Raw genomic sequence first — 20474 nt, forward strand, 5'->3', positions numbered from 1 at the left:
TCTAGACTAGCTTGTCTAGAACGACTTGTCTACAAGTTTATTTTTCGCCGTTCCGCTTGCCATGGGCTTGCTTGGCGCACTAACATAGACATGGTTGTCTACACATTGCCGAGCCCATCCACCGTTGGAGCCTTCATGCTGAAAACCCGTCTGCGCATTGCCGTTCTCGTCCTCCTGCTGGCCACCGGCGCGGCCCGCGCCACGCCCGTCCCCGCGTACCCGTTCGTGCATGTCACCGGCAGCGCCTTCCAGGCCGTCGTGCCCGACATCGGCAGTCTCGACTTCGAAATCGTGGCCACCGACGCCGACCCGGCCGCGGCCCGAACCGTCCTCGAAACGCGCGTGGGAGAAGTGCGTGCCCTGATGCGGCAACTGGGCATGGAGGACAGTGACGCCGCCGTCCGCGAAGTGCGCCAGAGCGTTCGCAAGGACGACCGGGCCGCGAACGGCGCGCCCGCGTACGAACTGCGCTGCGACGTCCATATCAACGTGCGCAACCTCGCCAACTGGGCGCCGCTGGCCGGCGGCCTGCTCGGCAAGCCGAACCTCGACGGCTTCGCGTCGGCCTTCGACCGCAGCGACATGGACCGTATCAACGACGAACTCATGACGCAGGCGATCCAGGACGCGCGCCGCCGGGCCGAGGTGATGGCGGCCGCATTCGGGCGGCGCGTCGGCGGGGTGATGGCGGCGACGCCGGATATGCTGAAGAACCTGGGTACGGCGATGGGCCTGGAGCGCGACGATTTCCGCCACGCGCGCACCGCGGGCGATGCGCGCGCCCAGGACGTGGACCGCGAACAACTGCTGGCGGTCCCGGCGCTCAAGCTGCGCCAGCCCGTCGACGTCATCTTCCGCCTGGAAAATGCGCCCAGGCACGCACGGTGACACGAGGGGATGTCCCGGCGCGCCGCCATGAATGCGCTGCGCGAAAAAAAACGCCGGGCGAACCCGGCGTCTGAACGAGGAATCGTTGCGCTCGTGCGGATCAGGCCGCTTCGCGGACCGGATGCAGGTCGCCGGTGGCGTCGTCCGGGCTCGGATTCTTGAGTTCGGCGGTCAGGCGTTCCTGGTCCAGCTCGCCTTCCCATTTCGACACGACGATCGAGGCGACGCCGTTGCCGATGATGTTGGTGAGGGCGCGGCATTCGCTCATGAACTTGTCGATGCCGAGGATCAGGGTCATGCCGGCCACCGGGATCGTCGGCACGACGGCCAGGGTCGCGGCCAGCGTGATGAAGCCGGCGCCGGTGATGCCCGACGCGCCTTTCGAGGTCAGCATCGCCACGAACAGGATCGTGAGTTCCTGCGTCAGCGTCAGGTCGGTGTTCGTGGCCTGGGCGACGAACAGGGCGGCCATCGTCATGTAGATGTTGGTGCCGTCCAGGTTGAACGAGTAGCCGGTCGGGACGACGAGGCCCACGACGGATTTCGGGCAGCCCATCTTTTCCAGCTTGCGCATCAGGGCCGGCAGGGCGCTTTCCGACGAGCTCGTGCCCAGCACGATCAGCAGCTCTTCCTTGATGTAGGCGAGGTAGCGGAAGATCGAGAAGCCGGTGAAGCGGGCGATGGCACCCAGCACGATCACGACGAACAGGACGCAGGTCAGGTAGAACGAACCGACGAGCGATGCCAGCGGGATCAGCGCCTTGACGCCGTATTTGCCGATGGTGAAGGCCATGGCGCCGAAGGCACCGATCGGGGCGGCTTTCATGATGATGTTCACGACGCCGAAGATGGCGTGCGACATGTCGTCGATGAAGCGGGTCAGCGGACGGCCGCGTTCACCCATCATCGACAGCGCGAAGCCGAACAGGATGGCGATGAACAGCACCTGCAGGATTTCCCCTTTGGCGAACGCATCCACGAACGTGTGCGGGATGATGTTCATGAGGAAGTCGACGGTGTTCAGCGACTTGGTCTTGTCGGTGTACTGGGCGATCGAGTGCGTGTCCAGCGTGGCCGCGTTGACGTTGAAGCCGGCGCCCGGCTTGATGACGTTGGCGACGATCAGGCCGATGGCCAGCGCGAAGGTCGAGACGATTTCGAAGTAGAGCAGGGCCTTGCCGCCGACGCGGCCGACCTTTTTCATGTCCTGCATGCCGGCGATACCGGCGACGACGGTGCAGAAAATGACTGGGGCAATGATCATCTTGATCAGTTTGACGAAGCCGTCTCCCAGCGGCTTCATCGCGGTTGCGACGCCCGGATCGTAGACGCCCAGCAGGACGCCCACGATAATCGCAAACAATACCTGGACATAAAGGACTTTATAGAATGGTTTTTTCATGACGAGGCTTCATGCGTTATTAGTAACACCGTCATCATTACGCAAAATATCTGGGTCGGCTATTGTGGAAAACCGCAACGGCGGGACAGATATCCGGACCTCGGTTCGCTGAATAACCGGCCCAGTCACAGCAAACTCGGCGTCGTCGCCGTTGCCGTTGCCGCAGGATCCCCGGTGCGCGCTGAAGGTCGGTGTCGGACACGGCAAGTTGACGATCACGGACCGGGCGACGCCCGATGCTCCCGCAAGCTGCTGGGCCTATTGCGGCGCGCGCGGCGCGCTCGAGTATTCGATCGGCATGGACAAGCGCCGCGCGATCCGCTACCTGGACCGGCTGAAGGCGTCGCGGGAATACCGGAAGGCGATCGAGGATCTGCACCAGACCGAGCCGCAAACGGCATCCGGTCGGGCGCGCTGAACGTCAGTCTCAGTCCAGGTCGTGCAGCGATTGCGCGATGCCGGTCTCGACGTCGTGAAGAAACGCCGCGCCCTTCGGCGACAGCGCGATGCCGGGCACGGCCAGTTCGACGAGGCAGGCGAGGGCCTGGCGGAACCATTCCATGTCGGTGCCCATCAGCGGCAGCGCGTGGGCGTCGGCGAGGTAGTGCACGGCGCGCGCCAGCAGCGCGGTGTCGCGGCCGGCGTTGCCGACGAGCAGGGCGAAGTCGGCCGCTTCGCGTTCGAAGCGGTCGGCCAGCGTTTCGAGGATGTCGCGCGACACCTGCGGCCGGCTGGCGGCCAGCACGACGTGGGCGAGTTCCAGGCAGGCGTCGTGCAGGCCGGCGATGTCAAAGTCCGACCCGTCGATGGACTCGTCCATTTATTGCGCGACCCAGCCGCCGTCCATATTCCACGCGACGCCGCGCACCTGGTTCGCGGCAGGGCTGCAGAAGAACACGGCCAGTGCGCCCAGCTCTTCCGGCGTGACGAATTCGCCCGACGGCTGCTTTTCGAGCAGCAGGTTTCTCTTGGCCTGTTCGTTGCTGACGCCTTCGCGCGCGGCGCGGTCGTCGACCTGCTTCTGCACGAGCGGCGTCAAGACCCAGCCCGGGCAGATCGCGTTGCAGGTGACGCCGGTCGGGGCGGTTTCCAGCGCGGTCGATTTGGTCAGGCCGACGAGGCCGTGCTTGGCGGCGACATACGCCGATTTCTGCGCCGATGCGACGAGGCCGTGGGCCGACGCCAGGTTGATGATGCGGCCCCAGTTCTTGCGCTTCATGTACGGCAGGGCCAGGCGGCTCGTGTGGAAGGCCGAGCTGAGGTTGATGGCGATGATCGCATCCCATTTCTCGACGGGGAAGTCCTCCACGTTCGCGACGTACTGGATGCCGGCGTTGTTGACGAGGATGTCGACGCCGCCGAATTTTTCGCCCGCGAACGCCATCATCGCCGCGATCTGGTCCGGCTGTGACATGTCGGCGTTGTGGTAAGCGGTCTGCACGCCGAATTCCTGGCCGACGTCGGTGTACAGCTTTTCGATCTGCTGCGCGTCGCCGAAGCCGTTGAAGACGATGTTGGCGCCTTGCTCGGCCAGCGCGCGTGCGATGCCGAGACCGATGCCCGACGTCGAGCCGGTGACGAGCGCAGTCTTGCCGCTTAACATGGTGGATGTCATTCGATCCTCTTTCTCGTGGACAGTTTCTATGGAATGCCGGTGGTCCCGGGCCAGACTTGGTAGAATTCTAATCGGTCCGCCGGGTAAAATGTTGGCGGCCCCTCGGGACGTTGATATGTTCCGGGCGGATGCATGGTGAACGTCGGGACTGGAAAATGAGCGAACCGAGGATGAAATCCGTGCTGTGCAGCTCGCCCGCCGGCCTGCACCGCATGGCGTACAAGGAGTGGGGCGACCCCGGCAATACGAAGGTGCTCGTCTGCGTGCACGGCGTGACGCGCGTGGCCGACGATTTCGACGCGCTGGCGCGGGCGCTGTCCGACCGCTACCGCGTCGTGTGCCCGGACGTCGTGGGGCGCGGGCGCTCGGGCCGGTTGCGCGATCCGGCGCTGTACGTCATACCGCAATACGTGGCCGACATGGTGACCCTGATCGCGCGCGTCACGGCGGGCGCGGACGATGAAGGCGTCGCGTGGTTCGGCACGTCGATGGGCGGCCTGATCGGCATCGGCCTGGCGTCGCTGGAAGGCAGCCCGATCCGCCGCATGGTGCTGAACGATATCGGGCCCGTGCTGGACCCGGTGGCGATGGCGCGCATCGGCGACTATATCGGCCAGGACCTCCGCTTTCGCACCTTCGGGGAAGGGGCCGCGTTCGTGCGGGGGGTGTCCACGCCGTTCGGCCCGCACAGCGACGCCGAATGGGACAAGCTGGCGCGCGACGTGCTCGTGCAGCAGCCGGACGGCCAGTGGATACTCCATTACGATCGCGGCCTGGCGGCGCCGTTCAAGGCGCTGACGCCGGAGACGGTAGCCAGGGACGAGGCGCGGCTGTGGGCGGCGTACGACGCGATCCGCTGCCCGACCCTGCTGGTGCGGGGCGCACTGTCCGACCTGCTGTCGCGCGCGACGGCGGAAGAGATGACGCGGCGCGGGCCGCAGCCGCGGCTGGTCGAAATCGCGGGCGTGGGGCACGCGCCCACGTTCCTGCAGCCGGCGCAGATCGCGATCGCAAGGGAATTTTTGACCGGCTGAAGCAAGCCGGAGGTGTTCGGCTCCACGGCCGGGCGAAACGGCCGCAAGGCCACGTTTTACATTTAGAGAAAAGCATGGAAATCAAACGACTGCACGTAGGCAAACGACTGTCCGAAGTCGCCATCCACAACGGTACGGTGTACCTGGCCGGCCAGGTCGCGAGCGACACCACGCAGGACATCATCGGCCAGACGCGCGAAGTGCTGGGCCACGTCGACCGCCTGCTGGCCGAGGCCGGCAGCGACAAGTCGCGCATCCTCTCCACCCGGATCTACATCACCGACATGGCCAACTTCCCGGCCATGAACACGGTGTGGGAAGCATGGGTCGTGCCGGGCGCCACCCCGCCGCGCGCGACCGTCGAAGCCAAGCTGGCCGATCCGGCCTGCCTGATCGAATTCGTCATCGTTGCCGCCCAGGCGTAAAGACCGTCGATGGTATCGATTGTCGCGCTCGGCGACGCCACCACCCAGCTGGTCCACGGACTCGGCCCCGACGACTGCGCGCGCGTAAGCGGCGCGCTGGATTTCGCCGCCGCGTCGTATGGCGAACGCACGGCCGCGACCGGCCAGAGCGCGTTCGAGTTTTCGCTGGGGGTGGGCGGTACGCTCGCACTGCTCGGCAGCGATGCCGAGACCCGCATGGCCGGCCTGCTGTTCGAGCTGGCCATCGTGGAGCCGGGCGTGGCCGAGGCGCTCGAGGAGCGCTTCGGCAAGGAAGTGGCGGACATGGTGCGCGGCGTGCACCAGCTGATCCGCCTGCGCGACCTGACGGCGGCCCAGGCCCCCGTCGGGCGCGGCAAGAATGCGGCGCAGGAGGCGATGGCCCAGGTCGAGACCCTGCGCAAGATGCTGCTGGCGATGGCCAGCGACATGCGCGTGGTGCTGATCCGCCTCGCGTCGTGCGTGATCGCGCTGCGATTCTTCGCGGAGCACAAGCGCTTCGACGACGTCACGCGCAACTACGGCCGCGAAGTGCTGGACCTGTACGCGCCGCTCGCCAACCGGCTCGGCATCTTCCAGCTGAAATGGGAACTGGAAGACCTGTCGTTCCGGATGATGGAGCCGGACACCTATAAACGCATCGCCAAGATGCTCGAAGAGAAGCGCATGCTGCGCGAGAGCTTCGTGCAGTCGTCCATCGGGCGCCTGCAGAAGGAGCTCGCGGCCGCCGGCATCAAGGCCGAGGTCTTCGGCCGGCCCAAGCACATCTACAGCATCTGGAAGAAGATGCGCGGCAAGGAGCTCGACTTCTCCGAGCTGTACGACGTGCGCGCGTTCCGCGTGATCGTCGACGACATCAAGACCTGCTACACGGTGCTGGGCGTCGTCCACAACATCTGGACGCCGATCCCGAAAGAGTTCGACGACTACATCTCGCGCCCGAAGGCGAACGGCTACCAGTCGCTGCACACGGTCGTCACCGCCGAGGACGGGCGCCCGCTGGAAGTGCAGATCCGCACCCATGAGATGCACAACTTCGCCGAATACGGCGTGGCCGCGCACTGGCGCTACAAGGAAGAAGGCGGCTCCAATTTCAAGAGCCAGGAATACGACGCGAAGATCGCCTGGCTGCGCCAGCTGCTGGCGTGGAAGACGGAGGTCGCGAGCGCCGTCACGGGCCAGGAAGAGCTGCAGCGCGAGTGGGTCGAGAAACTGAAATCCACGACGCTGGACGACCGCATCTTCGTGCTGACGCCGCAGGCGCGCGTGCTCGAGCTGCCGGTCGGCGCGACCCCGATCGACTTCGCCTACCACCTGCACAGCGAGGTGGGACACCGCTGCCGCGGCGCCAAGGTCGACGGCGTGATGGTCCCGCTGAACACGCCGCTGAAGAACGGCCAGACGTGCGAAGTCATCACGGCGAAAGGCCCGGCCGGCAGCCAGGGACCGTCGCGCGACTGGCTCAGCCCCGGCTATACCGTCAGCAGCCGCACGCGCTCGAAGATCCGCGCCTGGTTCCACGCGCTGGAACTGGCCGAGACGCTCGGCCACGGCCGCGCGCTCGTCGAGAAATCGCTGCAGCGCGAAGGCAAGACGGCGGTCAACCTGGACGCGCTGGCGCACAAGCTGGGGTTCGCGAAGGTCGACGACCTGTTCATCGCCGTCGGCAAGGAAAAATTCAGCCTGCGCCACGTGGAAGCGGCGCTGCACGACACCGGCGCGCCGGCGGCGCCCCTCGCCGACGAGGCGGTCGTCAACAAGAGCCGCGCATCGAGCGTGGAGCAGGGCGCCAAGTCGGGCGTGCTGGTCGTCGGCACCGAAGGGCTGATGACGCAGCTGGCGCGCTGCTGCAAGCCGGCGCCGCCGGACCCGATCGTGGGCTTCGTCACGCGCGGCAAGGGCGTATCGATCCACCGCGCCAGCTGCAAGAACTTCGCCGAGATGGCGTCCCGCAACCCGGAACGCGTGCTCGAGACGGAATGGGGCGCGACCGGACAGGAGACGGTGTTCCCGGTCGATATCTTCATCCACGCGAGCGACCGCCAGGGCCTGTTGCGCGATATCTCGGAAGTGCTGGCCATCTCGAAGATCAACGTGATCGGCGTGAACACCCAGAGCAGCAAGGGGTTCGCGAAGATGGTGTTCACGGCGGAGATCAGCTCCACCGGCCAGTTGCAGAAAGCCCTCGCCGCGATCGGCGAGGTCAAGGGTGTGCACGAGGCCAGGAGGACGTAGGGTGGGCACCCCGTGCCCACGCGTGACGTATGGAATTCGTTCGCGTTGCGCGTGGGCGGAGGCCGCCCACCCAACAATGCAGACATGTCGATGACTTCGCTCTTGTACATCAAACCGCGCCTCTGGGGGCACCTCGCCGCGCGCTACGCCGCCAGCTGGTGGGCCATGCTGCACCTGGGCGCCGTGGCGCTCGTGATGGCGCTGACGCCATCCACCTACCACCGCGCGAACCGCCTGGCCACGTCGCGCTACATCCATGCGAGCACGTGGCAGGTGCTGCCCTGGTTCACGCTGCTGACGGCGCTCGTGAGCCTCGTCATCATCCGCATCGTGCTCGTCACGGCGCAGAGCTACGGCCTGTCGCGCTACGCGCTGGAGATGGTCGTGCGGGTGCTGGTGCTCGAACTGCTCCCGCTGTCGGCCGCGATGTTCGCCGCGCTGCGCGCCGGCATGGCGTTCGACGCCGGCGCCATGGGCCTCGCGCGCAGCGGCGTGCCGGCCGGCGAGGCGACGGCCGAGACGCTGCGCCGCCTGCGCCGCGACCTCGTGCCGCAGGTGATCGCCAATGCGTTTTCCGTGCTGAGCCTCGCGATGGTGTCGAGCACCATCGTCCTCGTGCTGGCCTACCTGAATGTGTACGGCCTGTCGCCGTGGGGCTTGCCGGACTATACGCGCACGGTCGGCCGCGTGTTCGACCCGACCGTGACCCTCGGCTTCGTGTTCAAGACGGTGCTGTTCGGGCTCGCGGTGGCCGTGATCCCGAGCGCCGCCATCCTGGAACTGCTGCGCCGCCCGCGGCGGCTGCGCACGAACGTGCAGCCGGGCGCGCTGCGGCTGCTGTTCGTGCTGCTGCTGATCGAGGCCAGTTCGCTGGCCGTGAAATACATCTGATGACGACCCATGACCGATAACGACAAGAACCGCATGGCGGATGGCCCGCCGGACGAACCGAAGCACGTGGAAGCCAAGGCCGTGATCCTGCTCGTCGTGATCGGCGCGCTGATCGCCGCCTTCTTCCTGTACGTGATGTACGCGCGCGGCGTGTTCGAACAGACGCAGGAACTGGTGCTGGTGGCCGACGATTCCGAGGGCGTGATCCCGGGCATGGACATGAGCTTCGCCGGCTTTCCGATCGGGCGCGTGCGCCAGGTCCGGCTGGGCCAGGACGGCAAGGTCGACGTCATCGTCGACATCCCGAAGGACGATGCGAAATGGCTGCGCACGACCAGCGTGTTCACGCTCGAGCGCAGCGTCGTCGGCGAGACCCGGCTGCGCGCCTACAGCGGCGTGCTGACCGATCCGCCGCTGCCCGACCACGCCCGCCGTCCCGTGCTGCGGGGCGACGCCGCGGCCGAGATCCCGCGCCTGCTGGCGACCGCGCGCACGCTGCTGGAAAACCTGGAGGCCATGACGCGCTCCGATTCCCACATCGGCAATGCGCTCGCCAACGTCGACGCGCTCTCCGGCCGCCTGACGGGCCGCTACGGCGTGCTGGGCACGGCGCTGGGCGGCGACGCCGAGGCGGAAAAATTGCTGCAGACCCTGCACCGCGTGGACACGCTGCTGGCCAAGACCGACCAGCGCGTGTTCGGCAAGAACGGCGTGATGGACGATACGCAGGGCGCCATCCGCGAACTGAACGGCCTGCTGGCGGACGCGCGCGGCACCTTGCAGAAGGCCGATGCCGTGCTGGCCGAGGCCCAGGCCGTCGGCAAGAACGCGCACGCCGCCACCGAGGACCTGGGCCGGCTGCGCGGCGAAGTCGATGCGAGCCTGCGCAAGGTGAACCGCCTCGTCGACGAGATCAACCGCAAATGGCCGTTCAAGCACGACACGGAGATCAAGCTGCCATGACCGCCAAGCCGCTCATCATGATGATCGCCGCCGCCGCGCTGGCCGGCTGCGCCAGCCAGCCGCAGCCGCCCGCGTGGCAAGGCGATGCCAGGAGTTCTCTCGACGGCTACACGGACGACTGGCTGCGCGGCGATTCGCAGGCGGCCGACGCCGAGTTCGCGCGCGCGCGCCGCGCGAGCGCCAGCACGGGGCGGTTCGACGTCGTCGCCCAGGCCGAGCTGGTGCGCTGCGGCGTGCGGGCCGCGGCGCTGGCCTACGATTGCTCGGGTTTCGCGGCGCTGGCGTCCGACGCCACGCCGGCCCAGCGCGCATATGCCGCCTACCTGGACGGCCGCTGGCAAGGCCTCGACGCGGCCCTGCTGCCGGAGCAGCACCGCGGCGTCGTGGCGAGCGGCTCGCTGGCCGGCGTCGCCGATCCGCTCGCGCGCCTCGTCGCGGCGGGCGCGCTGCTGAAGGCGGGCCGCATCACGCCGGCCGACATCGGGACGGCCGTGGACACGGCGTCGGGCCAGGGCTGGCGCCGGCCGCTGCTGGCCTGGCTGGGCGTGCAGGAACAGCGTGCCCGCGCGGCCGGCGACGCGGCCGCGGTGGAACGCATCCGGCGCCGCATCGAACTGGCGGGGCAGGGCTGATTCGCTGACGCGGACGACACGGGCCGCGTCGTCGTGCGACCCCGATATCGGGCGCGCGAGGGCGGGGTCTATCCGAGCGGTACGCGGTAACAAGCGCGATGTCGGCTCCATTTGGCGGGAACCGGATTTTGCGCGGGCGGGCTCTCGAACTTGGGTTCCCGCCTGCGCGGAAACGACGTAAAAACTCGATGCCGCTGGCCTTTGGTCGGTCATGGACCCTAGGCGCTGGTGCCCGGTGCCGCTTCCAGGTGGGGCCGGGGCGGCCGCAGCGCGGGCGGCAGCTGGTTGTGGATGCGCACGGCCGCGCGCGCGGCCTGGCCGGTCGCGACCGCGATCTGGTTCAGGCCCACGACCACGTCGCCGATCGCGTACAGGCCGGGCACCGTCGTTTCCTGGTGCTCGCCCACGACGATCTCGTCGCATTGCGCCGTGCGCGCGCCTAGCGTCGCGGCGAGGCCCGAGCGCGCCGTCTCGCCCAGCATCGGATAGAACACGTCGGCCTCGTGGGCCCGGCCGTCGCCGGTGTGCAGCACGGGCTTCATCGATGCGTCGAGCGTGACGGACAACAGCGGGGAATCGACGTAGCGCACGCCGGCAGCAACGAGGCGGCGGCGGTCGTCGTCGCCCAGCATCGACGGCGAACCGCGTTCGAACAAGGTCACGTCCGCGCTGAACGTGCGCATGAACAGCGCGTGGCCGACCGGATTCACGGCGGCCGTCGCGACGGCGATGTGCTTGTCGATCACGTCGAAGCCGTCGCACACGGGGCACAGGCGCACGGACCCGAACGCGACGGCCTCGCGCCAGTTCTCGATCGGCAGGCCGCCATCGGTGACGCCCGTCGCCAGCACCACCGTGTGGGCACGGATCGTGACGGCGTCTTGCGCGCCATCGGGCACGTAGTCCGCGGCGAACAGGCCGTCCTCGATGCGCAGGTCGTTCACCTCGCCCGGCATCACGCTGCCGCCGTAGCGTGCAAGCTGCGTCGTGAGGTTGGCGAGCAGGATGTGGCCGGGCACGCCGTCGGGAAAGCCGGGGTAGTTGTGCGAGACGGGGATCAGCCGCAGCCGGCTGTTGCCCTTGTCGACGAGCGCGACGTTGCGCGTGAAGCGGCGCAGGTAGATGGCGGCGGTGAGGCCGCCCGGGCCGCCGCCGACGATCAGGGTGTCGTACACGTGGGCGGTGGCGAGATCGGATGGGGTAGGCATGGACCGATTATCCGCAGGGTGAGCGCGGCTGGGCTATCGGCGTGTGCCCCGAGGCCGGGTCGGAAGTGGCTTACAGCATGTCGGATCAGTGTCGGGTTTCCGGTTGCAGCGTCACGTGGTCGATGCCATGCTTGTCGAGCAGCATCTCCTTCACGGCGTGCAGGACGTCGGGCCAGGCGTTCAGGTCGTCGATTTCCAGGTGGCCGATGAGCGCGGGCTCGCCGGGCGACATGTCCCACACGTGCAGGTCGTGCACGGAGCGCACGCCGGCAATGGCGGCCAGGTCGGCGCCGATCTGCAGGTAGTCGATGTGGTGCGGCACGCCCTCCATCAGGAAGTGGTAGGACTCGCGCAGGATGCCGACCGTCGACTTGAGGATCAGCAGCGACACGAAGATCGACAGGATCGGGTCGATGCGCACCCAGCCCGTGAAGTGGATGACGGCGCCGGCCGCGATGGCGGCGATGGAGCCCAGCAGGTCGCCCAGCACGTTGACGAGGGCGGCGCGGGTGTTGATGCTCTGCTCGTCGCGCGACAGCACCCACGCGACGGCCATATTGATGCAGGCGCCGATGCTGGCCACGATCAGCACGGTCTTGCCGGCGACGTATTCCGGATGCGCGAGGCGCTGCGCGGCCTCGTACACGATCCAGCCCACGAGCAGCAGCATGGCGAGGCTGTTGACGAAGGCGGCCAGCGCTTCCGCGCGCACGAAGCCGAACGAGTGGCGCGCGGACGGCGGCCGCCGCGCGATCACCTGGGCCAGCAGCGCGAGGCCGAGGGCGGCGGCGTCCGTCACCATGTGGCCGGCGTCCGAGATCAGCGCGAGCGAGTTCGACAGGAAACCGCTGACGACCTCGACCGCCGCATACAGCAAGGTCAGCCCGAGCGCGACGGCCATCGCTTTCTGGCTGCGGCCCTCGATCGTGTGGGCATGGCGGGCGTCGCCGTCGAGGTGGGCGTGGAGGTGGGCGGAGGAGCCGGACTGGTCGGACATGTAGGATGGAATAAAAAGAAACAGGCGAGAGTATACCGGCACGGCGCCCGCGCCGTCCCACCTTGCGTATATCCGGCCGACTCCTTATAATGGCGGCATACGGGCGGTTAGTTCAGCTGGTTAGAATACTTGGTCGACATCCAAGGGGTCGCAGATTCGAATTCTGCACCGCCCACCAGAACACAAAAGACAGTGCGGGGAACTTCGGTTTTCCGCTCTTGTCGTCAGTAAGAGCGAGAAAGGCACAAACGGTTATGACACCGCGAACTACAACGACGTTGTGGGGGAATCGCTAGACGCGGTAGGGTGTGCTTTTGTCCGGAAATCGACCGGAGCTCGACGACACTGAAAAAACGCGCCTGGTGCGCGTTTTTTTTCGTCCAGAATTTTCCAGTATCAAACTTAATAAACGCAACGGGCGCATGGCGCCGATGGAGCTCACAATGTTGAATGTTCGCCTCCCGGACGGCTCGAGCCGTCAATTCGAAGGTCCGGTGACGGTCGCCCAGGTGGCGTCCAGCATCGCCCCGAGCCTGGCCAAGGCCGCGCTGGCCGGCAAGGTCGACGGCAAGGTCGTCGACACCTCGTTCCTGATCGAGAACGATGCCGACCTGGCCATCGTCACGGACAAGGACCCGGAAGGCCTGGACGTCATCCGCCATTCGACCGCCCACCTGCTGGCCTATGCCGTCAAGGAGCTGTTTCCGGAAGCGCAGGTGACGATCGGCCCCGTGATCGACAACGGCTTCTACTACGACTTCGCGTACAAGCGCCCGTTCACCCCGGACGACCTGCAGGCCATCGAGAAGAAGATGGCCGAGCTCGCCAAGAAGGATGAGCCGGTGACGCGCAAGGTGCTGCCGCGCGACGAAGCCGTCGCCTATTTCAAATCGATCGGCGAGGACTACAAGGCCGAGATCATCGCGTCGATCCCGGCGAACGAGGACGTGTCGCTGTACACCGAAGGCAAGTTCACCGACCTGTGCCGCGGCCCGCACGTGCCGTCGACCGGCAAGCTGAAAGTCTTCAAGCTCATGAAGCTGGCCGGCGCGTACTGGCGCGGCGATTCGAAGAACGAGATGCTGCAGCGCGTCTACGGCACCGCCTGGACGAAGAAGGAAGACCAGGAGCAATACCTGCACATGCTGGAAGAGGCCGAGAAGCGCGATCACCGCAAGCTGGGCAAGCAGCTGGACTTCTTTCACTTCCAGGACGAGGCGCCGGGCCTGATCTTCTGGCACCCGAAAGGCTGGACCATCTGGCAGCAGATCGAGCAGTACATGCGCAAGACCTACCAAGTCACCGGCTACAACGAAGTCAAGGCGCCGCAGATCATCGACGTCACCCTGTGGCAGAAGACCGGTCACTGGGACAATTATCGTGAAAACATGTTCACGACCGAGTCGGAAAACCGCACCTATGCGCTGAAACCGATGAACTGCCCCGGCCACGTGCAGATCTACAACGCCGGCCTGCGTTCCTACCGCGACCTGCCGCTGCGCTACGGCGAGTTCGGCCAGTGCCACCGCAACGAATCGTCGGGCGCGCTGCACGGCCTGATGCGCGTGCGCGGCTTTACCCAGGACGACGGCCACGTATTCTGCACGGAAGAGCAGATTGCCCCGGAAGTGGTGGCCTTCCACGCCCAGGCGATGAAGGTGTACGAGGACTTCGGCTTCGCGAACATCGACGTCAAGATCGCGCTGCGTCCGGATAACCGCATCGGTTCCGACGAGGTGTGGGACCAGGCCGAAGCAGCGCTGCGTTCCGCCCTGCGCGGCTGCGGCGTGAGCTGGACCGAGCTGCCGGGCGAGGGTGCGTTCTACGGTCCCAAGATCGAATACCACCTGAAGGACAGCCTGGGCCGCCCGTGGCAGGTCGGCACGATGCAGGTCGACTTCTCGATGCCGGGCCGCCTCGGCGCCGAATATGTCGCGGAAGACAATTCCCGCAAGGTGCCCGTGATGCTGCACCGCGCGATCGTCGGCTCGATGGAGCGCTTCATCGGCATCCTGATCGAGAACTACGCGGGCGCGCTGCCGCTGTGGCTGGCGCCGGTCCAGGTTGCCATCCTGAACATCTCGGATGCGCAGGCCGACTACGTCAAACAGGTCGAGGCAAAGCTGAAGGCGGCCGGCCTGCGTGTTCACGCTGATTTGCGGAACGAGAAGATTACCTATAAAATTCGGGAGCATTCCGTCCAAAAACTGCCGTACATCCTAGTTGTCGGCGATAAAGAGCGGGATGCCAACACTGTGGCCGTTCGCGCTCGCGGCAATGTCGACCTTGGCGTCATGTCGGTCGATGCGCTGCTGGAACGCCTCCAAGGCGAGGTAGCATCCAAGGTGAAGTCATCCAGCTGACGCCTTGAGACGGCACTATCCATCTTACTTTCAAAGGAAACAACATAGCTACTGACAAGTCGGGACATCGCATCAATGGCGAAATCAACTATCCTGAAATGCGCTTGAACGGGATAGACAACGAACCGCTGGGCATCGTGAGCCTGGCCGACGCGTTTCGTCTGGCTGAAGAGGCGAACGTGGATCTGGTGGAAATCGCGCCGAACGCGGTTCCCCCGGTCTGCCGCCTGATGGACTATGGCAAGTTCAAGTATTCGGAGCAGAAGAAGGCGCACGAAGCGAAGCTGAAGCAGAAAATCATCCAGGTCAAGGAAATCAAGTTCCGTCCGGGTACGGACGAGGGTGACTACAGCATCAAGCTGCGTAACCTGATCAAGTTCCTGGAAGAAGGCGACAAGACCAAGATCACGCTGCGCTTCCGCGGCCGCGAGATGGCTCACCAGGATATCGGTGCGCGCATGCTGGAACGCCTGCGCGGCGACCTCGAGCCGTATGGCCAGATCGAACAGTTTCCGAAACTGGAAGGCCGCCAGATGATCATGGTGGTTGCGCCGAAGAAGAAGAAATAATTCTTCGCCGCTTCGCCGCGGGTTCGCTCTCGCCGTGACAGTCAAGACGGGCCAGGCCCGGGCCCCGGGTTCGCCCGCGGCCCGGGCCTGGCCTATTCCGTTTACGGTGCGGCCTGAAAAATGGTGGGCACGCGATGGGGCGGGCTCCCTGCGCCCGCCAAACTATTCCATTTTGACGTCGCCGCGGCATTGAAATTGCCGTAGGGTGGGCTCCCCGAGCCCACCAAGCCAATAAAACTGTGCTAGAATCTGCGGTTCCCATGCTCAACGGCACGGGAGGCAACACTGTAGTGGACCCGCTTCCGCTGCAGAGACAAGTGAAAGTAGGCATCCAAGAGCAGCGTTGCTGCCACCTGCAATCCTGTCACATATGAGGCTGCCTGTAAGAGGGCAGAAGACTATGCCGAAAATGAAAACCAAAAGCTCCGCGAAAAAGCGTTTTCGCGTGCGCCCGGGTGGTACCGTCAAATCGGGTATGGCGTTCAAGCGTCACATCCTGACCAAGAAGACCACCAAGAACAAGCGCCAGCTGCGTGGCACCCGCAACATCAATGCGTCCGACGTCCAGAGCGTCTACCGCATGATGCCGTCTGCTTAATCTCACATCACACTAAGGAGCTAATATGCCTCGAGTAAAACGTGGGGTTACTGCACGTGCCCGTCACAAGAAGGTTCTTGCGCTTGCCAAAGGCTATCGTGGCCGCCGCAGCAAAGTATTCCGTATTGCCAAGCAAGCCGTCATGCGTGCTGGCCAGTACGCATACCGTGACCGCCGCAACAAGAAGCGCGTTTTCCGCGCCCTGTGGATCACCCGTATCAACGCAGCTTCGCGTTCGCACGGCATGACCTACAGCGCATTCATGAACGGCCTGAAGAAAGCCGCGATTGAACTGGACCGTAAAGTCCTGGCCGACATGGCTGTCAACGACAAGCCGGCTTTTGCCGCTATCGTGAACACCGTCAAGGCAAAGCTGGCTGCTTAATTCAGACAGCGAACGCAAGACCAGCATCGCGCCGCCCCAGGGTGGCCGATGCGCAAAGGACGGGGCAAAGGTTTCACGACCGATGCCCTGTTTTTGTTTCTGGCGCCTCCCGCCATCAATAGGAAAAGAACACGCATGGATCTCGCAAACCTCGCGCTGGAACAACTCGTTACGTCGGCCCAGTCCGACTTTGGCGCCGCACAAGACGCTGCCGCGCTGGAAAACGCAAAAGCGAAATACCTGGGCAAGACCGGCCAGGTGACCGAACTGATGAAGGGCCTCGGCAAGCTCGACCCCGATCAGCGCAAGGCGCAAGGTGCCCTGATCAACGCCGCCAAAGAAAAAATCGAACAGGCGTTGACGGCCCGCCGCGAGGATCTCGCCAACGCGCAATTGCTCACCCGCTTGAATGCGGAAGCCATCGACGTCACCCTGCCGGGCCGCGGGCGGTCGACGGGCGGTATCCACCCCGTCATGCGGACCTGGGAACGGGTCGAACAGATCTTCCGCTCGATCGGTTTCGACGTGGCCGACGGCCCCGAGATCGAAACGGACTGGACCAATTTCACGGCGCTGAACAGCCCGGAAAACCACCCGGCGCGCTCGATGCAGGACACGTTCTACATCGAAGGCAACGACAGCACGGGCAAGCCGCTGCTGCTGCGTACCCATACGAGCCCGATGCAGGTGCGCTACGCGCGCACGCACACGCCGCCGATCAAGGTGATCGCGCCGGGCCGCACCTACCGCGTCGACAGCGACGCCACGCACTCGCCGATGTTCCATCAGGTCGAAGGCCTGTGGATCGGCGAAGACATCAGCTTCGCCGACCTGAAAGGCGTGTACCTGAACTTCGTGAAGGCATTCTTCGAGACGGACGACCTGCAGGTGCGTTTCCGTCCGTCGTATTTCCCGTTCACGGAACCGTCGGCCGAGATCGACATCGCCTTCGGTTCCGGTCCGCTCAAGGGCCGCTGGCTGGAAGTGTCGGGCGCCGGCCAGGTGCATCCGACGGTCGTCCGCAATTTTGGCCTGGATCCGGAAAAATTCATCGGTTTCGCGTTCGGTTCGGGCCTGGAGCGCCTGACCATGCTGCGCTACGGGATCAACGATTTGCGCCTGTTCTACGAAGGCGACCTCCGATTCCTCAAGCAATTTAATTAAGTATCGATCGGGGCGGGGTGGACGCCCCGTGCCCACCAACCGTATGCGTCGCGGTAGCGCGTGGTGGGCACAGGGTGCCCACCCTACGGGATACGTTCGATAAAAATGAAGGCAAACGAATATGCAATTCTCTGAAAACTGGCTCCGTTCCATGGTCGATCCGAAGATGAATTCGGACGAACTCGCGCACCTGCTCACGATGTCCGGCCTGGAAGTGGAAGAGGTCGAACCGGTCGCGCCGCCGTTCTCCAACGTCGTCGTCGCGGAAGTCAAGGAAGTGGCCAAGCACCCGAACGCGGACCGCCTGAACGTATGCCAGGTCGACGTGGGCACCGGCACCCTGCTGAACATCGTCTGCGGCGCACCGAACGTGCGCGCCGGCATGAAGGCGATCTGCGCCAAGGCCGGCGCCGTGCTGCCGCCGGGGGCGGACGGCAAGCCGTTCGAGATCAAGGTCGGCAAGCTGCGCGGCGTGGAATCGCAGGGCATGATGTGCTCGGCGAAGGAACTGCAGATCGCGGAAGAGAGCAGCGGCCTGATGGAGCTGCCGGAAGACGCGCCCGTCGGCCAGAACATCCGCGACTACCTCAGCCTGAACGACCTGAAATTCACGATCAAGCTCACGCCGAACAAGGCCGACTGCCTGTCCGTGCTGGGCGTGGCGCGCGAAGTGTCGGCCCTGACCGGCGTGCCGATGGTGCTGCCGCAATTCCGTCCCGCGCAAGTGAACACGGACGAAGTCCTGCCCGTGAAAATTTCCGCGCCGGACTTGTGCGGCCGATTCTCGGGCCGCGTCATCCGCGGCCTGAATGCGCGGGCGGCGACGCCCGAATGGATGAAGCGCCGCCTCGAGCGCAGCGGCCAGCGTTCGGTGTCGGCCCTCGTCGACATCTCGAACTATGTGATGCTGGAAGTCGGCCGTCCGTCGCACGTGTTTGACCTGGACAAGATCCACGGCGGCATGGACGTGCGCTGGGGCCGCAAGGGTGAATCCCTGAAGCTCTTGAACGGCAACACGGTCGACGTCGACGACTGGGTCGGCGTCATCTCGGACGACAAGGAAATCGAGTCGCTGGCCGGCATCATGGGCGGCGATTCGACGGCCGTTTCCCTCGACACGACGAACATCTACCTGGAAGCCGCATTCTGGTGGCCGAACGCCATCCAGGGCCGCGCCCGCCGCTACAACTTTTCGACGGATGCCGCGCACCGCTTCGAGCGCGGCGTCGATTATGCGACGACGGTCGAGCACATCGAACGCATCACGTCGCTGATCGTCGAGATCTGCGGCACGCCCGAAACGAAGGTCGGTCCGGTCGACGACCAGGCGCCGAACCTGCCGCAGCGCAAGCCGGTCACCCTGCGCACGGCGCGCGCCGCGAAAGTCATCGGCGTGCCCGTTACGGACGAGATGGTGGCCGACATCTTCACGCGCCTGCACCTGCCGTTCGAACGAGAGGACGGCCTGTTCCACGTGACGGCGCCGTCGTACCGCTTCGACATCGAGATCGAGGAAGACCTGATCGAGGAAGTGGCCCGCGTGTACGGCTTCGAAAACATCCCGACGCTGCCGCCCGTCGCGCCATCGGCGATGCTGATCGAGCCGGAAAACACCCGTTCGCTGTTCGCCATCCGCCACCAGCTGGCCGACCTCGGCTACCAGGAAGTGGTGAACATGAGTTTCGTCGAGCAGCAGTGGGAGACGGATTTCGCCAGCAACACCGATCCGATCCGCCTGCAGAACCCGATCGCGAGCCAGCTGAGCGTGATGCGCTCGACGCTGATCGGCAGCCTCGTCGCCAACGTGCGCTACAACCTGAACCGCAAGGCAGGCCGCGTGCGCGTGTTCGAAGTGGGCGGCGTATTCCTGCGCAACCCGCAGGCGCAGGACGGCCCGCTGGCCGTCGCCGGTTTCGACCAGCCCAAGCGCGTCGCCGCCATCGCCTACGGCCCGGCCGCGGACGAGCAGTGGGGGCAGGCGACCCGCGCCGTCGACTTCTTCGACGTCAAGGCCGACGTGGAAGCGCTGTTCGCGCCGCGCGCCGTGCGCTTCAGCAAGGCCGAGCACCCGGCCCTGCATCCGGGCCGCTGCGCGTCGGTCGCGGTGGACGGCAAGATCGTCGGCGTCGTCGGCGAGCTGCATCCGCGCTGGCTGCAGAAGTACGACCTGCCGCAGGCGCCCGTGCTGTTCGAGGTGGATGCCGACGCCTTGCGCGCGCGCGACGTGCCGCGCTATGCCGAAATCTCGAAGTTCCCGGGCGCCACGCGCGACCTGGCGCTGGTCGTCAGACAGGACGTGCCGGCCCAGGCGCTGCTCGATGCTTTCCAATCGGAACTGGCGTCGAACCCGCTCGGCAAACTCGTGCAAGCCGTTGTTTTATTTGATGAATACCGCGGCAAGGGTCTGGAACAAGATGAAAAAAGCCTTGCTTTCCGCTTTGGCTTGCAAGATACTCAATCGACGCTGCAGGACGATGCGGTCGAGGCCATCATGGCCGCGCTCGCAGCTGCGGCGCAACAAAAACACGGCGCAAAATTGCGTTCGTAATAAGGGCGACATGCCTGACAGGGGCATCGGGAAACCGCCTCGGCTTCCCGAGCCCCCATCACAAATCCAGAACAAGGTAGGGCTTAAAATTAACAACAACGACGTTGATTCCGCCGTGCTCCAGGAAGCGCTGGCCGCCGATCTGCATCGTGCGATGCAGGTGGCCCGGGTACGGCAGGAAGCGGAAAAGGCGTTGCCGACCCTGACCAAGGCGGAGCTGGCTGAACTGCTGTTCGAGCAGGTCGGCCTGAACAAGCGCGAGGCCAAGGACATGGTCGAGACGTTCTTTGACGAAATCCGCAATGCGCTCGAGCGCGGCGAGGCGGTCAAGCTGTCCGGTTTCGGCAACTTCCAGTTGCGCGACAAGCCGCAGCGCCCCGGCCGCAATCCGAAAACCGGGGAAGAAATCCCCATCACGGCGCGCCGCGTCGTGACGTTCCACGCCAGTCAGAAACTCAAGGGCATGGTCGAAGAGGCGAATCCGGGCAATCCGGGGAGCCCGGGTCGTCCTTCCCTGGCGCGGGCCGCCTGATAAAGCC

Annotated in this window: 20 protein-coding genes and 1 tRNA gene; 16 read left to right on the forward strand and 5 right to left on the reverse strand. The window is 65.4% G+C overall.

The features are described 5' to 3' along the window. Window positions 1-135: 135 nt before the first annotated feature. Window positions 136-888 (forward strand): SIMPL domain-containing protein, encoded by a 753-nt coding sequence (locus U9J41_RS02555; RefSeq protein ID WP_322400016.1) that lies wholly within the window; start codon window positions 136-138, stop codon window positions 886-888. Between the two features lie 100 nt (window positions 889-988). Here U9J41_RS02555 and U9J41_RS02560 read toward each other — a convergent pair whose 3' ends face one another. Then, complete coding sequence (locus U9J41_RS02560; RefSeq protein WP_322400017.1) at window positions 989-2290, reverse strand: dicarboxylate/amino acid:cation symporter; 1302 nt, start codon at window positions 2288-2290, stop codon at window positions 989-991. 208 nt (window positions 2291-2498) lie between these two features. On the opposite strand from U9J41_RS02560, the gene U9J41_RS02565 reads away from it, so the two are divergent. Further along, a complete protein-coding gene (locus U9J41_RS02565; protein ID WP_322400018.1) occupies window positions 2499-2708 on the forward strand; it encodes a hypothetical protein in 210 nt (69 codons plus the stop codon). Window positions 2709-2717: 9 nt separating this feature from the next. Here U9J41_RS02565 and U9J41_RS02570 read toward each other — a convergent pair whose 3' ends face one another. Both U9J41_RS02570 and U9J41_RS02575 read right to left on the reverse strand, forming a co-directional pair. Then, a complete protein-coding gene (locus U9J41_RS02570; protein WP_322400019.1) occupies window positions 2718-3110 on the reverse strand; it encodes a hypothetical protein in 393 nt (130 codons plus the stop codon). Beyond that, window positions 3111-3905 (reverse strand): 3-hydroxybutyrate dehydrogenase, encoded by a 795-nt coding sequence (locus U9J41_RS02575; protein WP_322400020.1) that lies wholly within the window; start codon window positions 3903-3905, stop codon window positions 3111-3113. A gap of 155 nt (window positions 3906-4060) precedes the next feature. Between U9J41_RS02575 and U9J41_RS02580 the strand changes: the two genes are divergently transcribed. From U9J41_RS02580 to U9J41_RS02605, 6 genes are all read left to right on the forward strand, one after another. Next, window positions 4061-4939, forward strand: a complete 879-nt coding sequence (locus U9J41_RS02580) for an alpha/beta fold hydrolase (RefSeq protein ID WP_322400021.1) — start codon at window positions 4061-4063, stop codon at window positions 4937-4939. Window positions 4940-5013: 74 nt separating this feature from the next. After that, a complete protein-coding gene (locus U9J41_RS02585) occupies window positions 5014-5364 on the forward strand; it encodes a RidA family protein (protein WP_322400022.1) in 351 nt (116 codons plus the stop codon). 9 nt (window positions 5365-5373) lie between these two features. Further along, entirely contained in the window at window positions 5374-7617 is a 2244-nt protein-coding gene (locus tag U9J41_RS02590) for a RelA/SpoT family protein (protein ID WP_322400023.1), read from the forward strand. Window positions 7618-7701: 84 nt separating this feature from the next. Next, entirely contained in the window at window positions 7702-8508 is an 807-nt protein-coding gene (locus tag U9J41_RS02595) for an ABC transporter permease (RefSeq protein ID WP_425259884.1), read from the forward strand. 9 nt (window positions 8509-8517) lie between these two features. Then, window positions 8518-9471, forward strand: coding sequence for an MlaD family protein (locus tag U9J41_RS02600; protein ID WP_322400025.1), 954 nt, complete (start codon window positions 8518-8520; stop codon window positions 9469-9471). Further along, entirely contained in the window at window positions 9468-10103 is a 636-nt protein-coding gene (locus tag U9J41_RS02605; protein WP_322400026.1) for a hypothetical protein, read from the forward strand. Before U9J41_RS02600 ends, U9J41_RS02605 begins: the two co-directional genes overlap by 4 nt. A gap of 218 nt (window positions 10104-10321) precedes the next feature. On the opposite strand, the gene U9J41_RS02610 is transcribed toward U9J41_RS02605, so the two are convergent. Then, the gene (locus U9J41_RS02610; RefSeq protein WP_322400027.1) at window positions 10322-11311 is read right to left on the reverse strand and encodes an NAD(P)/FAD-dependent oxidoreductase; all 990 of its coding nucleotides are present in this window, start codon (window positions 11309-11311) and stop codon (window positions 10322-10324) included. A gap of 85 nt (window positions 11312-11396) precedes the next feature. Continuing rightward, the gene (locus U9J41_RS02615; protein WP_322400028.1) at window positions 11397-12308 is read right to left on the reverse strand and encodes a cation diffusion facilitator family transporter; all 912 of its coding nucleotides are present in this window, start codon (window positions 12306-12308) and stop codon (window positions 11397-11399) included. Between the two features lie 101 nt (window positions 12309-12409). Between U9J41_RS02615 and U9J41_RS02620 the strand changes: the two genes are divergently transcribed. The 8 genes from U9J41_RS02620 (at window position 12410) to U9J41_RS02655 (ending at window position 20467) form a co-directional block, all read left to right on the forward strand. Then, a tRNA-Val gene (locus tag U9J41_RS02620) sits at window positions 12410-12486 on the forward strand. 265 nt (window positions 12487-12751) lie between these two features. Then, a complete protein-coding gene (gene thrS / locus U9J41_RS02625; protein WP_322400029.1) occupies window positions 12752-14671 on the forward strand; it encodes a threonine--tRNA ligase in 1920 nt (639 codons plus the stop codon). A gap of 17 nt (window positions 14672-14688) precedes the next feature. After that, window positions 14689-15240: a translation initiation factor IF-3 gene (gene infC / locus U9J41_RS02630; protein WP_322400140.1), complete on the forward strand. Its 552-nt coding sequence runs from the start codon at window positions 14689-14691 to the stop codon at window positions 15238-15240. A 400-nt stretch (window positions 15241-15640) separates the two neighbouring features. Further along, window positions 15641-15838 carry a 50S ribosomal protein L35 gene (gene rpmI / locus U9J41_RS02635; RefSeq protein WP_056135342.1) on the forward strand — a complete coding sequence of 66 codons (198 nt, stop codon included), beginning with the start codon at window positions 15641-15643 and terminating at the stop codon, window positions 15836-15838. Between the two features lie 25 nt (window positions 15839-15863). After that, on the forward strand, window positions 15864-16223 hold the full coding sequence (gene rplT, locus U9J41_RS02640) for a 50S ribosomal protein L20 (protein WP_056135339.1): 360 nt from the start codon (window positions 15864-15866) through the stop codon (window positions 16221-16223). A gap of 135 nt (window positions 16224-16358) precedes the next feature. Further along, a complete protein-coding gene (gene pheS / locus U9J41_RS02645; protein ID WP_322400030.1) occupies window positions 16359-17387 on the forward strand; it encodes a phenylalanine--tRNA ligase subunit alpha in 1029 nt (342 codons plus the stop codon). Between the two features lie 121 nt (window positions 17388-17508). After that, window positions 17509-19935, forward strand: a complete 2427-nt coding sequence (gene pheT, locus U9J41_RS02650) for a phenylalanine--tRNA ligase subunit beta (RefSeq protein WP_322400031.1) — start codon at window positions 17509-17511, stop codon at window positions 19933-19935. Between the two features lie 154 nt (window positions 19936-20089). Next, a complete protein-coding gene (locus tag U9J41_RS02655; RefSeq protein WP_056435672.1) occupies window positions 20090-20467 on the forward strand; it encodes an integration host factor subunit alpha in 378 nt (125 codons plus the stop codon). The last annotated feature ends 7 nt before the right edge of the window (window positions 20468-20474 follow it).

The organism is Massilia luteola (assembly GCF_034420155.1).
Classification (GTDB): Bacteria; Pseudomonadota; Gammaproteobacteria; order Burkholderiales; family Burkholderiaceae_D; genus Telluria; species Telluria luteola.